Source organism: Afipia sp. GAS231, assembly GCF_900103365.1.
In the GTDB taxonomy this organism is placed as follows: Bacteria; Pseudomonadota; Alphaproteobacteria; order Rhizobiales; family Xanthobacteraceae; genus Bradyrhizobium.
The window spans coordinates 772,845-787,602 of record NZ_LT629703.1 but is presented as its reverse complement, the minus strand read 5'-3'; the positions used below and the strand labels follow the sequence as shown (position 1 = coordinate 787,602).

At 60.6% G+C, this 14,758-nt stretch carries 14 protein-coding genes; 11 read left to right on the top strand and 3 right to left on the bottom strand.

The features are described 5' to 3' along the window. Positions 1-2: 2 nt before the first annotated feature. Both BLS26_RS03740 and BLS26_RS03735 read left to right on the top strand, forming a co-directional pair. Positions 3-788 carry an enoyl-CoA hydratase gene (locus BLS26_RS03740; protein WP_092508553.1) on the top strand — a complete coding sequence of 262 codons (786 nt, stop codon included), beginning with the start codon at positions 3-5 and terminating at the stop codon, positions 786-788. Between the two features lie 2 nt (positions 789-790). Continuing rightward, positions 791-1,351, top strand: coding sequence for an NADPH-dependent FMN reductase (locus BLS26_RS03735; RefSeq protein WP_092508551.1), 561 nt, complete (start codon positions 791-793; stop codon positions 1,349-1,351). Between the two features lie 48 nt (positions 1,352-1,399). Here the strand turns inward: BLS26_RS03735 and BLS26_RS03730 are convergent, their stop codons facing one another. The 3 genes from BLS26_RS03730 to BLS26_RS03720 all read right to left on the bottom strand — a co-directional run bounded on the left by BLS26_RS03730 (position 1,400) and on the right by BLS26_RS03720 (position 3,774). Beyond that, positions 1,400-1,849: a hypothetical protein gene (locus BLS26_RS03730; protein ID WP_092508549.1), complete on the bottom strand. Its 450-nt coding sequence runs from the start codon at positions 1,847-1,849 to the stop codon at positions 1,400-1,402. 52 nt (positions 1,850-1,901) lie between these two features. Further along, positions 1,902-3,155, bottom strand: a complete 1,254-nt coding sequence (locus BLS26_RS03725; protein ID WP_244541827.1) for an NAD(P)/FAD-dependent oxidoreductase — start codon at positions 3,153-3,155, stop codon at positions 1,902-1,904. 259 nt (positions 3,156-3,414) lie between these two features. Continuing rightward, positions 3,415-3,774 carry a hypothetical protein gene (locus BLS26_RS03720; RefSeq protein ID WP_092508544.1) on the bottom strand — a complete coding sequence of 120 codons (360 nt, stop codon included), beginning with the start codon at positions 3,772-3,774 and terminating at the stop codon, positions 3,415-3,417. Between the two features lie 338 nt (positions 3,775-4,112). Here BLS26_RS03720 and BLS26_RS03715 point away from each other — a divergent pair, with 338 nt between their 5' ends. The 9 genes from BLS26_RS03715 to BLS26_RS03675 all read left to right on the top strand — a co-directional run bounded on the left by BLS26_RS03715 (position 4,113) and on the right by BLS26_RS03675 (position 14,707). Then, complete coding sequence (locus tag BLS26_RS03715) at positions 4,113-5,174, top strand: heme o synthase (protein WP_092508542.1); 1,062 nt, start codon at positions 4,113-4,115, stop codon at positions 5,172-5,174. 1 nt (position 5,175) lies between these two features. Next, positions 5,176-6,042 carry a ubiquinol oxidase subunit II gene (gene cyoA / locus BLS26_RS03710; RefSeq protein ID WP_092508540.1) on the top strand — a complete coding sequence of 289 codons (867 nt, stop codon included), beginning with the start codon at positions 5,176-5,178 and terminating at the stop codon, positions 6,040-6,042. After that, positions 6,039-8,018: a cytochrome o ubiquinol oxidase subunit I gene (cyoB, locus tag BLS26_RS03705; protein WP_092508538.1), complete on the top strand. Its 1,980-nt coding sequence runs from the start codon at positions 6,039-6,041 to the stop codon at positions 8,016-8,018. Before cyoA ends, cyoB begins: the two co-directional genes overlap by 4 nt. Further along, positions 8,015-8,650 (top strand): cytochrome (ubi)quinol oxidase subunit III, encoded by a 636-nt coding sequence (locus BLS26_RS03700; RefSeq protein ID WP_092508536.1) that lies wholly within the window; start codon positions 8,015-8,017, stop codon positions 8,648-8,650. Before cyoB ends, BLS26_RS03700 begins: the two co-directional genes overlap by 4 nt. Further along, on the top strand, positions 8,647-9,042 hold the full coding sequence (gene cyoD, locus BLS26_RS03695; protein WP_092508534.1) for a cytochrome o ubiquinol oxidase subunit IV: 396 nt from the start codon (positions 8,647-8,649) through the stop codon (positions 9,040-9,042). The genes BLS26_RS03700 and cyoD overlap by 4 nt, the downstream gene beginning before the upstream one ends. A 157-nt stretch (positions 9,043-9,199) precedes the next feature. Next, positions 9,200-10,000: an acetoacetate decarboxylase family protein gene (locus BLS26_RS03690; protein ID WP_092508532.1), complete on the top strand. Its 801-nt coding sequence runs from the start codon at positions 9,200-9,202 to the stop codon at positions 9,998-10,000. 132 nt (positions 10,001-10,132) lie between these two features. Further along, positions 10,133-10,936, top strand: a complete 804-nt coding sequence (locus BLS26_RS03685) for an acetoacetate decarboxylase family protein (protein WP_092508530.1) — start codon at positions 10,133-10,135, stop codon at positions 10,934-10,936. Positions 10,937-11,273: 337 nt separating this feature from the next. Then, positions 11,274-11,861 (top strand): helix-turn-helix domain-containing protein, encoded by a 588-nt coding sequence (locus BLS26_RS03680; RefSeq protein WP_092508528.1) that lies wholly within the window; start codon positions 11,274-11,276, stop codon positions 11,859-11,861. Next, positions 11,858-14,707, top strand: a complete 2,850-nt coding sequence (locus tag BLS26_RS03675) for a winged helix-turn-helix domain-containing protein (RefSeq protein WP_092508526.1) — start codon at positions 11,858-11,860, stop codon at positions 14,705-14,707. Before BLS26_RS03680 ends, BLS26_RS03675 begins: the two co-directional genes overlap by 4 nt. Positions 14,708-14,758 lie beyond the last annotated feature (51 nt).

Below are 14,758 nucleotides of genomic sequence, written 5' to 3'. Positions count from 1 at the left end.
CCATGGATGAGATCGTTACCGAACATGCGGGAAGCATCCTGCGGGTCCAGTTCAACCGCCCGATCAAGCGGAATGCGATGACGTCGGCCATGTACGTGGCTCTCGCCGACATTTTCAACAAAGCGGCGAACGCCGAGAACACGCGCGTCGTGCTTTGGCACGGCGCGGGAGACTCGTTTTGTGCGGGCAACGATATCGAGGACTTTCTCAAAAATCCTCCGGGGCCGGGCGAATCGCCGCAAGCCGGCCTCATGCACGCCTTCGTCAATTTCGACAAACCGATCGTCGTGGCGGTCCAGGGCGCGGCGATCGGCGGCGGCACCACCATGCTGACGCACTGCGACTTCATCTACGCGGGCGAGGGCGCGAAATTCCAGATGCCCTTCATCAATCTCGGTCTCGTACCGGAATTCGGATCGAGCTGCTCGGTGCCGGCGCGGATCGGGCATCTCCGTGCGGCGGAGTTGATCTTGCTTGGAGCTCCCTTCGATGCCAAGCGCGCCGCGGAATTGGGGCTGGTCACCGAGGTCGTGTCCGACAAGGACGTGCTGACGCGGGCGACCGAGACGGCGCGGAAGCTGGCAGCGAGGCCGGCGGCCGCGCTGCAGGCCAGCAAGAGGCTCATGAAGCAGCCATTCCGTGAACAGCTTAAGGCGGCGATGAAGGCCGAGAACGAAGAGTTCAGCGTGCAAGTCCGCTCCGAGGACGCCAAAGAGGCGTTCTCGGCTTTCCTGGAAAAGCGCAAGCCGGACTTCACGCGATCAGTCAGAGCTCAGGCGACCGCATAATCATGGATAAACCGATGAATGTGTGCGTGCTGGTTGGAAGCCTGCGGAAGGCGTCGCTCAACGGGATGCTGGCGAATGCACTGATGTCGCTCGCGCCAGCTTCGCTGAAGCTCGAAACCGTCGAGATCGGGCAATTGCCGTTTTTCAATCAGGATCTGGAAAGCGGTTCGTCGCCGGCGCAATGGACCACGTTCCGGCAGCGCATCAAGGCCGTCGACGCGGTGCTGTTCGTCACGCCCGAGTACAACCGGTCGGTGCCGGCCGCTCTCAAGAATGCGCTGGATGTCGGCTCCAGGCCGTATGGAAGCAGCGTCTGGGACCGCAAGCCCGGAGCGATTGCAAGCTGCTCGCCGAGCGCGATCGGGGCCTTCGGGGCCAACCATCATCTGAGGCAGTCGCTGGTGTTTCTGAACGTGCCGACCATGCAGCAACCCGAAGCCTATCTCGGACATGCCGACAAGCTGTTCGACGAAAACGGCAAGCTCGTCAACGATGGTACCCGCAAATTCCTGCAGGACTTCATGCAGGCGTTCGCGAATTGGGTCGAGACGAATCGCTCTTAACGCCGGTGCCAGCCCCTCCGGTCGCAGAATCGAAGCTGCGGGCAAACTTTAAAATTGTATTGGCCGCATTTGCTCGAACTCGTCGCGGCACACCTCGCTGAAGCCTCGCAACAGATCGATCGTGCCGTCGACGGCCATTTCGCGCAATTCGACGAAGCTCTTGTCCGGTTCGAGATAGATGTCCAGAATCTTTCGGACGACATCGTCGGCGCACTGAATCACCTTCCTCGAGGACACCGCCCGCATTGCGCTCAGCTTCGCATAGAGGCTGACCAGGCCAGGAATGTCGGCTTTATCGTGCTGGAGCGCATCGATGTAGCATTTGGCGGCGTCTTCGATGAAATCCCTGTAAAGGGTCTGCCGGCGGCTCTTCTCGTGCAGAGCCCACTCGACCCGGACCTGGCTTCGGTGGTTCAGCCAGGCTGCCATTCCGCTCGTCAAGCCGCCGACGGCTGCGCCGGTGAGGGCGGCGAGTGCGGAGATGATGGAGACATCCACGGTTGCAGTTCCCCAACCAACTGCCGGCAGTGATGACTACCGGGCCTGACTACTATGACGCGGACGATCGCGGCCCTTCGGAAATCAGCCGTGAGCTCCGTTGTCCGGACAGATAAGACCAGAACCATTGCGTTTGAACGCGGAACCGGTTCTGAAGCTGCGGCAGCGCGAGCACGTGCAGCCCAGCCCACACCAGCCAGGTCACAAAGCCGCTGGTTCGCAAATGACTGGACTCGAGGATAGCAAAATTCTTGCCGACCACCGCCATATTGCCTTTGTCGCGGTATCGAAAAGGCCGACCGTCCTTGCGTCCTCTGACACGGTTGGCGATGACATGCCCGACGAATCGTCCCTGTTGAATGGCTGCCTGCGCCACGCCGGGGACGGGGTGACCATCCTGGGTTATCGTGGCCGCGTCGCCCGCCACAAATACGTTGGGGGCTTCGGGAATGTCCATGAAGGCACCCACGAAAGCGCGCCCGGCGCGGTCCGTCTGCGTGCCCAGCATTTTCACCACCGGCGAGGCGCTGACGCCCGCTGTCCAAAGCACCGTGGCGCTGGGAATCCGGACGCCTGCCGCGACCACGCCCTGGTCGTCAACCTTCTCGACCTTGACGCCGGTCGAAACCTCGACGCCGAGTTTGGTTAGTCGCTTGGCTGCTTTTTGTGAGAGCTTCTCTGCAAAAGTCGGAAGAATACGGGCGCCGCCGTCGAGTAACAAAATCCGGCTCTTGGCGGGGTCGATCCTGCGGAAATTGTTGTGCAGGGTCACCGCGACCAGTTGAGCGATCGAAGCGGCAAGCTCGACGCCGGTCGGGCCACCTCCCACGAGCACGAAGGTCATTTGGCGGGCGCGTTCCTTCTCGTCATCGGTCGATTCAGCCAATTCGAACGCACCCAGGATCCTGGTCCGGATCGTTTCAGCGTCGTTGAGGCTCTTGAGGCCCGGCGCGAACTGCGCGAACTCGTCATGGCCGAAATAGCTCGGACGCATTCCGGTGGCGATCACCAGGAAGTCGTATTCGCGTTTCTGGCTGCCAATGCCTGGGCTACTGATCTCGATGGTACGGGCTCCGAGATTGATGCCCTTAACCTCGGCCAGCAACACGCTGAGGTTCTTCTGTTTTGCCTCGAGCTGACGGATCGGCGCCGCGATTTCGGCGGGCGACAAAACGGCGGTGGCGACCTGATACAGCAGTGGCTGAAAGATATGATGATTGCGCCGGTCGATCAGCGTGATTTCGACATCGGCCCGCTTGAGCGCCCGTGCGGCCGCGATGCCGGCGAAACCGCCGCCGACGATCAAGACGCGTTTCTTGCCCGGGACCGCCGTTGGTACCGGGAGCGATTCTTGCGGAAACGATTTGGTCAGGACTGTGGTCATGGATGCACCGACGCTCTCTGGGGCCAACCGCCCGATCGGTATTGGTACAGCGGGGCCTCGGGCTGTTCTTGGACCGCGCTGCGGCGCGTTGAACGATCGTGCCTCATCATGCGGAGGAGAGCATTACGCCATCGAGCAACATGCGGAGGATCAGCCCGACGTCACGGCCATTCAAAATTCATCAATTGCGTTGCGCGGTCCAATAGCCCGAGCATCGCGCGCTTCCCGCGTAGCCGCTCCATCTTCCGCGACCCGAAGTTCCGGAAAGCCGACCCGTGCCGGACGCAAATTTGTCCTGAACCGTCACCGACGCACGGACGGAGCCGGACCTCGCGACATATCCCCTGAATTTTACGAGATTGGGATGGGTCACAACGCCGTCGGAAATATTGACGGTGAAATTATAGGCGGGATCGCAGGTGCCCGTTTGGGTCACGAAGTTGAGATCCCAGGAGCCATCATAGGCTGAACGGGCGTGTGCCACGGATGCCGGGGCAACAAAGCAGGCGGCTGCAATGATCCAGAGCGAGGGCGTCTTCATCGAGAATTCTCCGTTAGGCAAGGCGGCGCTTCCAGGAAAACGCAACAGCCCTCGTCTATCAGGGTTGGGAAGCGGCGCATTGCGGATATACGAACGAGGATCTGCTTTAGGAAGAGCTGGCGCAGCGCGCTTGTTGAAACGTGCTCGAACGATCCCAAATCGTGCGATCGCGACCCGTGTCGTTGGAGCTGAACTAGTCGGCCGACGGTTTTAGAGCATGATTGGCCCCAATCGAGCAGCCACGTTCAATCGCGGGCGAGGGTGGGGATGCATATTGAATGCACGCTATTCGAACTGAACACGATGGCTATCCGTTTCGGGGAATCTGGAGCAGCGGGATGAACGTCAAATCCATTGCGGGCCAGCTCGGGGAAAGACGAGCTCGCGCCGCCTTATCGTCTCATTCCGACGGGCCGCTTGCTCGGGATCGGGGTGTATCCGATTTCGTCACCCTCACGAAACCTCGTGTGATGATGCTTGCGGTCTTCACCGCGCTCGTTGGAATGAGCTGCGCTCCAGGTCGGCTCGATCCGGTAATGACTGTTGTCGCAGTTCTTGCCATCGCCGCGGGAGCTGGAGCCGCCGGCGTGCTCAACATGTGGTACGATGCCGATATCGATGCGGTCATGAGCCGCACTGCGATGCGGCCAATTCCCCGCGGCAAAATCTCCCGGTTCGAGGCACTTGTCTTTGGCCTCGTTCTGGCCGGGTTCGCTGTGGTGGGTCTTGCGCTGGCGACGAATCTCACGGCGGCCGGACTGTTGGCCGGCACCATCCTCTTTTATATTGTCGTCTACACGGCGTGGCTGAAGCGGGCTACGCCACAGAACATCGTCATCGGCGGTGCTGCCGGAGCGCTGCCGCCCGTGATCGGCTGGGCTGCGGCGACCGGAAACGTCGGGCTTGAGTCGCTTACGCTGTTCCTCATCATCTTCCTTTGGACGCCGCCGCATTTCTGGGCTCTCGCGCTCAATCGTACCGACGATTATGCCCGCGCCGGCGTTCCCATGCTGCCGGTGGTGGCGGGAAGGACGGCAGCGACGCGGCAGATCCGGATTTATAGCGGCCTGCTGGCTCTGGCGGCGGAGCTGCCCTGGGTGCTGGGATTTGCAGGCACGGTGTATGGCGCGATCGTCGCGATCTGCGGTGCACTTTTCCTTCTGTTCGCGCTCCAGCTGAACAGGAGCGTTGAGGCCGATCGCCGCCCGGCTCACAGGTTATTCGTGTTCTCTATCGTTTATCTGTTCGTGCTGTTTGCGGCGCTCCTGATCGATCATGGACGTGGCCCATTCTCGCTCATGAGGTTGTCGCATGGTGGCCGCGGCGTCCAGGTGTACGCCGAATGTCAACCAGCCGTCATCCGCAACGCCTGCCGCACCGTCAACTTCAGCGAGGTCTAACATGCGATACGGTCTACTTGCCGTTATCCTGATCGGTGTCGCGACGCTCGGCGGCTGCACGGAAGGCGTGCTCGATCCGAAAGGACCGATTGCCGCCGCCGACCGACAGATTCTGCTCAACGCGCTCGGCATCATGCTGGCGATCGTAATCCCGGTGATCCTTGCCACGCTCGGCGTTGCCTTCTGGTTTCGTGCATCAAACGGGCGTGCGCGCTATCGGCCGAATTTTGCCTATTCAGGCCGCCTCGAAATGCTGGTCTGGTCGATCCCCGCGATGACCGTGTTCCTGGTGGGCGGCGTGGCGTGGGTGGGCTCACATGACTTGAGCCCGCGCAAACCGATCGCATCCACCGTGAAGCCGCTGCGGGTCCAGGTCGCCTCGCTCGACTGGAAATGGCTGTTCATCTATCCCGATCAGGGCGTTGCAAGCGTCAACTACCTGGCGATCCCTGCAGGCACGCCTGTCAGCTTCGAGCTGACGTCCTCGGGCGTGATGAACAGCTTCTTTGTGCCGCAGCTCGGCAGCCAGATCTACACCATGGCCGGAATGGTGACCCGCCTTCACCTGCAGGCCGACCAGCCGGGAAGCTACCGCGGAATGTCGGCGCAATACAGCGGCGAGGGCTTTGCGGATATGTACTTCAACGTCGAAGCCGTTGCTCCCGAAAAATTCTCTGAGTGGGTGGATACCGCACGCAACGTCGGCCCGGAGCTGACTGTCACAACCTACGCGCAGCTCGCCAAGCCGAGCGCTGCGGTGGCGCCATTCACCTATCGGTCGGTTGCGCCCGGTCTGTTTGACAGCATCCGGGAAGCCGACGGCGCGATGTCTCACGGAAATCCGGTGTCAATGAGGGCGGAAAAATGAATCTACTCGGCAAGCTTGATTGGAGCGCGATTCCCCTCGACCAGCCCATCATCATGGGCGCTTCGGGCGGCATGGTTCTGGTCATCGTAGCCATCCTTTCGTGGGTCACTCTCAAGGGTTATGTGCCGTATCTCTGGCGGGAGTGGATCACCTCGGTCGACCACAAGCGCATCGGCATCATGTACATCGTCCTCGCGCTGATCATGCTGCTGCGCGGCTTTGCCGACGCCATCATGATGCGGGCGCAGCAGGCGGTCGCGGCGGGCGGCGCGCAGGGATACCTGCCGCCCGAGCACTTCGACCAAATCTTCTCGGCGCATGGCACGATCATGATCTTCTTCATGGCGATGCCGTTCGTGATCGGGATGATGAATTTCGTGGTGCCGCTGCAGCTCGGCGTCCGTGACATGGCCTTTCCGACCCTGAACTCGGTGGCGCTCGGGCTGACCGCATCGGGTATTCTCCTGACGAATATTTCGCTCGCGGTCGGTGAGTTCTCGAAGGCCGGCTGGGTCGCCTATCCGCCGCTGAGCGAGCTGCAATATTCGCCCGGGGTCGGCGTCGACTATTACCTCTGCGCCCTACAGATCTCCGGCGTCGGCACGTTGATGACGGGCATAAACTTCGTCGCAACGATCCTGAAAACGCGCGCACCGGGGATGAGCTATATGCGCATGCCGGTGTTCTGCTGGACGTCGCTCGCGGCGAACCTGCTCATCGTCGCGGCCTTTCCGGTTCTGACCGCGACCCTGGCGATGCTGCTGCTCGATCGCTACCTCGGCTTTCATTTCTTCACGACCGACGGCCAGGGCAACGCGATGATGTACGTCAACCTGTTCTGGGTTTGGGGTCACCCCGAAGTCTACATCCTGGTCTTGCCGGCATTCGGCATTTTTTCCGAGGTCGTCTCGACCTTCTCCGGCAAGCCGTTGTTTGGCTATCGCTCCATGGTTGCCGCGACGATGGCGATTTGCGTGCTGTCATTCGTTGTCTGGCTGCACCACTTCTTCACCATGGGCGCCAGCGCGAACGTCAACGGCTTCTTCGGTGTCATGACGATGATCATCGCCGTGCCGACCGGCGTCAAAGTCTTCAACTGGCTGTTCACGATGTACGGCGGCCGCCTCCGGTTCACCGTCCCGATCCTGTGGTCGATCGGCTTCATGGTGACGTTCGTGATCGGCGGCATGACCGGCGTGTTGATGGCGGTGCCTCCCGCCGACTTCCAGCTGCACAACAGCCTGTTCCTGATCGCGCATTTCCACAATGTCATCATCGGCGGCACGTTGTTCGGGCTGATGGCGGGTTACAATTACTGGTTCCCCAAGGCATTCGGCTTCCAGCTCGACGAACGATGGGGCCGGGTTTCGTTCTGGTGCTGGCTGATCGGCTTCTACATCGCCTTCATGCCGCTCTACGCGCTGGGTCTCATGGGCATGACCCGCCGCATGCAGCATTACGACGTCGCCAGCTGGCAACCATGGTTGGTGGTCGCGGCGTTCGGCGTCGTCGTCATTCTCGTTGGCATCGTCAGCCAGGTCATCCAGCTCGTGGTGTCGATCCGCAACCGCGAACAACTGAAGGTGACGGCGGACCCGTGGAACGGTCGCACGCTGGAATGGGCGACCGCTTCGCCGCCGCCAGCCTGGAATTTCGCCGTGCTTCCGCAGGTCAGAGGTCTCGACGCTCTCTGGAACAGGAAGCAGCGCGAGCGGACGCAAGCCCAGCCGATACAGGAAAAATTCGAGCCGATCGAGGTGCCGAAAAACAGCGCGACCGGCTTCATCATCGCCTTTTTCGCCGTTGTCGCCGGCTTTGCCATGATCTGGCACATCTGGTGGATGGCGGGTGCGGGCGCGATCGGAATCTTTCTGACCATGCTTGCCTTCGCGTTTCGCGACGAAGAGGAAATCGAAATTCCGGCCGAGCAGGTTGCGCGTTTCGAACAGGCGAACCAGGCGGAGATTGCAGTATGAACGTGGCTGTCGCAGTTGATAATGAGGTTCGTTACGAGGCGCGGTCGAATGCAAGCGAGGCCGGTCCCGCTAGCAAGCGGGTCGTCGTTGGCTACGGCTTCTGGGTCTTCCTGTTGAGCGATATCGTGATGTTTTCGGCAATCTTTGCCGCTTACGCGGTGCTCAACCATGCGACCGCGGGCGGGCCAGGCGGCGTACAGCTGTTCAACCAGCGCAGCGTGGCGATCGAAACCGGCTGCCTGCTCGTGTCGAGCTACACCTGCGGATTGATGTCGCTGGCGATCGGCTCGCGGCGCTATGCCGGCACTTATTGGGCCGCTCTCGTCACCTTCGTGCTGGGCGCGGCGTTCCTGGTGCTGGAGGTGCGGGAGTTCGCCGGCATGATCGCGATCGGGGCCGGTCCGCAACGCAGCGCCTTCCTCTCCGCCTTCTTCACACTGGTCGGCTGCCACGGGCTGCATGTCACCGCCGGCCTGGTCTGGCTGGCGGTGATGATGGCCCAGGTCGCCGTCAAAGGCTTTCGCGCGACCGTGGAGCGGCGTCTGCTCTGCTTTTCACTGTTCTGGCATGCCCTGGACATCGTTTGGGTGTGGTTGTTTACGGTGGTCTATCTGATGGGAGTTCTTTCATGACCGACACGCAGTACGATCGCGCGCCCGGCGACGCGTCAGCACTTCCCGACGTCGAACAGGGCGCGTCGTCCGGTGTGCTCGTCTACTCGATCGGATTGGTCCTCGCGGTCGGCCTCACAGCCTTGTCGTTCTGGGTTGCCAACACGTCGCTGCTTTGGGTCGGAGGCGTCTCGCTCGGCCTGACCGTCCTCGCGATCGCGCAAATGGGCATCCACCTGGTGTTCTTCCTGCATGTCACTACAGGGCCGGACAACACCAACAACGTGATGGCGCTGGCGTTTGGTGTGCTGATCGTCGGGCTGGTGGTCGTTGGATCGCTTCTGATCATGGCAGACCTGAACGACAGCATGATGCCGGGGCCAGAGCTGATGAACATGCAGATGCAGCGCTGAGGGGCGTCGCAGGTTCATTCGGCTTCGTATCGGTGTCGCCTGCGCACAAACCACCAAGTCGTCACGTGTTTGTCCAAGCGTCGGGAACAAGACCAACGCTAATGTTCCGTGTTGAGTTGGTGCGCGGCTGATACGCCACTGGCGGTGGGGGCGAGAAATGCTGAAAGGATTCACGGCGCCTCGGTCCCCTCTGAGCGCTGCGGCATTGGTGCCGTCACCTCCCTGGCATTTCGCAGGTGATGTCCTGGCGGTGGAATTCTGGAATGATCCCGATGTATCGGTCCATATCCTTCCGGCGGGTGTCGAGCTTGACAGGAAACGTTCGGGTCACTCCGTCGCGCTCTTCACGGACTACCAATTCACGGCGCAGAACGATGAGTATCTGGATCCTGCCAGGTATCAATGTCGCGGCTTCAGCGTCCTGCTCGACGCGATATGGAAGGGGACACGAATAGCGTGGTGTCCATATTGCTATGTCGACAACGACGCTGCGTTGATGAGAGGCTGGATCCAGGGTTACCCGAGAAAGCTCGGGACAGTACATCAGACCCGCACGTTCGCCGCCGAGAGCGCTGCTTCGGCGCCACTCGTGCATGACGGCAGGTTCTCGGCCTGCATGTCGGCCCATGGCCGTTTGCTGGTGCAAGCCCGTGTTACCTTGCAGGAAAGGGCCGAGCGCCTTGTTGGCCTGCTCGATCGCCGGATTGTGGGACGGCGATATTTTCCGCGGCTTTCCGCCGGCATGCACGACAAGCCGGCCGTCGATGAACTCGTTCGATGCGTCTCGAACCATCTCCTGATTACAGACATCTGGTGCGGCAGGGGTGAGCTTGATTTTCCGGAGGCCTATGGCGAAGAGCTGGAAGTGCTCGGGCCGCTGAAGGTGGGGCGCGGCTATCGCTTCTCATTTTCCTATTCCGTCACCGATATCGAAGTCCTGGCAGATCTTACCGCCTAGCAATCGCGGCTGATCCCGACAGGGCGCGCTCCGGTTTGCGGCAAGAATGTGCAAGTAGACGCACTTCAATCAAATCAATTGCGGCTGGTTTCGCTAACGTCTTCACCGGAAGTGATGCATCGGGAAATGGGAATGCTCAGGGGCTTTACAGTTCCGAAATCGCCGTTCGGCCAGGCCGCACTAACACCGCCGCCACCCTGGCACTATGCCGGCGACGTTGTCGGGGTCGAGTTCTGGACGGACCCCGAGGCGACGGCGGCGACATTGCCGAATGGTCTTTCGCCGGATCCGAACTCAAACGGTCACGCCGTCATGATGTTCCTGGATTGGCAATTCACGGCACAGGACGACGAATATCTCGAACCGGCGCGCTATCAGTATCGCGAGGCGTTTATTCTGGTCGACGCCATGTATCGCGACGAGCCGGTGATGTGGTGCCCCTACATTTACGTCGACAACGACGCTGCGCTGGCGCGCGGCTGGACCCAGGGGTTTCCCAAGAAAATGGGGAGCATTTTTCAGACCCGCTCCTTTGCGGCTTCAGGTCCCGCCGCGGCGCCGGTTGCGTCGGGCAGCCGGTTCGGCGCCAGTCTTTCGGCGCATGGCCAACGTCTTGCGGAAGCCTGCGTCACCTTGCACAGACCGGTCGAGAACGGACTGTCTCTCCTCAGCCGACCCACGGTCTTGCTGCGATACTTTCCGAGACTGGCGGCCGGATACCAGGACAAGCCGGCGGTAAACGAACTCGCGATGTCGATCACCGACAATCTCACGGTTGCCGGCGCATGGATCGGGAAGGGCGAACTCAACTTTCCGGAAGCGAGCGGCGAAGAGCTCAACGCGCTCGCACCGAAAAGGATCGAGTCCGGATTTCGCTACTCACTTTCATACTCGGTGAGCGATCTGAAGATCCTCGAGGACCACGGCTCGCAGTAACTGAAAGCACTCTCACCGTAACGGCGAAGCATACAGTCCCTTGCTTCGCCGGAGGGTCTTCGCGGCACCCCCCGTCCCGCGGAGACCCTCGGCCGGGGCGTTGTTGGCGAGCTTGGTCTCTCATCGCATTTTTCGATGCGAGGCTTGCCGAAGTGTTCAAAATTGCTACGAAGCTGCGCCATAAAGTCGCGCAACACGTTGATATATTATATGAAAAACGTCTAGTGCGGTGCGTCAACATTAACCTTCCATAACGCTGATTAACGAGCCAAAAGGCGCCCGCTGCTGCACTCTTCCCTCGATCCGAAGCCTCGGATAGCTCGTCGAGGGAGTGCTCATGGAAGGACTTCAAACCACCGCACCAGAGTCTTCCTTGGCGGCCGATCAACAGTTCCACCTGATTGCGAACAGCGTGGCCAAGCTGGTTGAAACTGCAAGGCGAGAGTTGGGACGTGATCAGGAGGCGGCCAAAGCGTCGCTGGTCACTGCATCGCACATCCTGCAAGCGGAGATCGAACGCTGTTCGGGCGCTCACGGCCTAGCAAGAGGCGGTCTGGCGGCTTGGCAGATCCTTCGCGTGCGAGCTTACATTGACGGCAATTTGCACCGTACCATTCACATCCGGGATCTCAGCGCGGTCGCGCGTCGCAGCCCGGCGCACTTCTCCCGGAAATTCAAACTGGCGGTTGGCGAGTCGCCCCATGCCTATGTGGTCAGAAGGCGTCTGGAGAAAGCCTGCCACCTGATGATAACAGGCGCGGCACCGCTGAGCGACATCGCCTTGAGCGTGGGCTTTTCGGATCAGGCACATCTGTGCAGACTGTTCAGGCAGGCCTTTGGTCAGAGCCCGGCCAACTGGCGGCGCGAGCGTGGAATCCCTGACGAGGTCGCCTCGAGAACCGGCATGGACCAGAATATCTCATGAACGATCAGCGCGGAAAAGTGCTGAGCTTCGGCCCTTTCGAACTGTCGATCGGAAGCAGGCTTCTGACTAATGGCGCCAAGGTCGTACCGCTCGGCGCGCGCGCCATGGATCTCCTCATCGTCCTGGCGGAGCAGGCAAACAAGGTCGTCGGCGGGAGGACCCTGATCGAGCGCGTTTGGCCAGAGAGAGGAGCCGAACAAGTCAGCCTGCGCGTCCACATCTCGGCGCTACGGAAAGCTCTCGATCAGAACGACCCTGGCAGGCGATATATCGCGAACGTGCCGGGACGGGGGTACAGCTTCGTCGTACCGGTGACGTCACTTTCCTCGCCAACGTCGGGGGATCACCATCCATCTTCGAGGTCCAGACTGCCTGGGCGCTTGATGCGGATGCTTGGACGAAAGGACGCTCTCGCCGCGATCCAGATGAAGCTGAACGACCAGAGGTTTGTGACAATCGTCGGATCTGGCGGCACCGGCAAGACCACGATAGCGGTGGCAGTTGCCCATGAGATGGGCGGCATTTTCAACGGCCAGGTTCATTTCGTCGACCTCAGTGCTCTCGGCGCCGCTTCGCTCGTTGCGCCGGCCGTGGCCATCGCACTCGGCGTGTCGGTACAAACAAACGATATCGTACCAGCCTTGATCGATCGTTTGCAGGAAAAGCCAACGCTCATCATCCTCGACTGTTGCGAACGCGTTATCGATGGAGCGTCGGCTGTCGCTGAAGAATTGATTCGCCATGTCCCGACATTGCACTTGCTCGCGACCAGCCGGGAGGCGATGCGTGTCGAAGGTGAACATGTCTTCGAACTCGGCGGGCTTGAATGCCCTGTGGAAGATAGCAGCCTGTCAGCGCGGGATGCGCTGCAATATCCATCTGTTCAACTGCTGGTCGATCGCGTGCGGGCGGTGCGAAGTGACTTCGTATTGACCGATGCGGATGCGCCGATTGCCGTGGCAATCTGCCGGCGGCTTGATGGTATTCCATTGGCGATCGAGCTTGCAGCCTGCAGGGTCGACATATTTGGCCTTAGCGGGACCGCAACCCTGCTCGACGAGCGACTAAACCTGTCATGGGTGGGGCGTAGAACCGCCCCGTCGAGGCACCAGACGTTAAGCGCCACGTTGGAGTGGAGCTACGACCTGCTCGGCGAGGCAGAGAAGCGCGTATTGAACCGGCTCAGCGTTTTCGCTGGCGGATTTTCATTCGAAGCGGCGGTCGCCGTTGTCGCCGATGAGGCGGTGGATGAAGCAAATGTATCGGATTGCGTTTGGGAGCTTCGTTCGAAATCGATGATTGCCGCTCAGGGACACGAGGGACGGCTGCGTTTGCTCGACACCACTCGCGCCTTTACCTTGCAACGACTGGCCCAGAGCGATGAGCAGAACCTTCTTCGCCGCCGTCACGCCCTCTATTTCACCGACCTGTTCAGGCAGGGCGCCGCGATGGATGCATCGGGCTGGTCCAAGGCGCTTGCGATAGAGGTCGACAATCTCCGAGCCGCCCTGAACTGGGCGTTTTCCGTCGCGGGCGATACGGAAATCGGCGTCAAACTTGCGGCGGCATCGGCAAGCACCTGGATGGGTATGGCGTTGCTCACCGAATGCCGCGAATGGATGTCGAAAGCCGTCGGGCATCTCAAAGGCGTGAATTCAGGCACGAGACAGGAGATGGTCATTCAATCGGCCCTCGCCAGTACCATGATGTTCACAGGCGGGATGACCGAAGAGTCATACGCGACCTGGGCCAAGACGCATCTTCTCGCCGAGGGACTTGGCGATATCGAACATCAACTGGTTTCCCTGCTCGTTCTCTGGGCGCACAAGATCCGGATTCCACGATACGCTGAAGCAATTGAACTGGCGGAACGCTGCGGCAAGGTCGCGCAAAAGGTCGGCGATCGCGGGGCGATCGCAATGGCCAACTACATGCGTGGTATCAGTTACCACCACACCGGGCGACTATTGGATGCCGAAAACTGCCTTGAGATGTCGCTCCATCGTGATGATGAGGCTTCGCGACAGGCGCTGATCAAACGCTTCGGCTACGACCGCAAGGTGGATGCGTTGATGATCCTGTCAAGTGTGGCGTGGCTGCGCGGCTCTCCCGATCATGCGCGGCGACTTAATCAGATGTCTCTGGCCGAGGCGCGCCAACTCGGCCACGCCGTCCCCTTGTGCGTGGCGCTCGCCGGGACAAGCTTCAACGCATATCTGGCAGATGCGGATGACCGGACCGAAGCACTTGTCAACGAACTCGTCGAGCATGCCGGCAAGTACGGTGTAGAGAGTTATCACGGATTCGGCCTTGCCCTGCAGGCGCTCGGCAGGGTCAGGCAAGGAGACACCGAGACGGCCGCCGAGTTGCTTTATTCTGGACTGGAGAAGCTGTCTGCGGCGCGCTACGGCGTTTTCCATCCGATCCTGCAGGCAGAGTTTGCACGATGTGTAGCCGTTGCTGGTCGCCCCCGGCAGGCCATGGCCGTTTTCGAACGGGCGAAAATCAACCTCGATGACGAAAATCAACTTCATGCGCCCGAGTTGCTCCGCATCAGGGGCGAATTGGCCTTGAGCAGCAACGAAGGGCTGGCCGTTGGCAGAGCGTATTTTCTTCGGGCAATCGAAATATCGGACAGGCAAGGAAGCTTGTCGTGGACGCTGAGAGCCGCAACCAGTCTCGCCATTGCCGAGAAGTCGCTCGGGCGAAAGGAAGCCGCGTGGCGGACCCTGCAAGCCACCCACGCGAAATTCCGGGAGGGCTTTGAGACCCCCGATCTGCGATTGGCCAAGCAGGTGTTGAACGGCTCATACCGGCCCGACAGCGTCACCGACTCGTTACACTGACGGCTTGTTGCTGGGGGAGGTTTCGGCTAACACTTGATCGGCTGGGAGTGT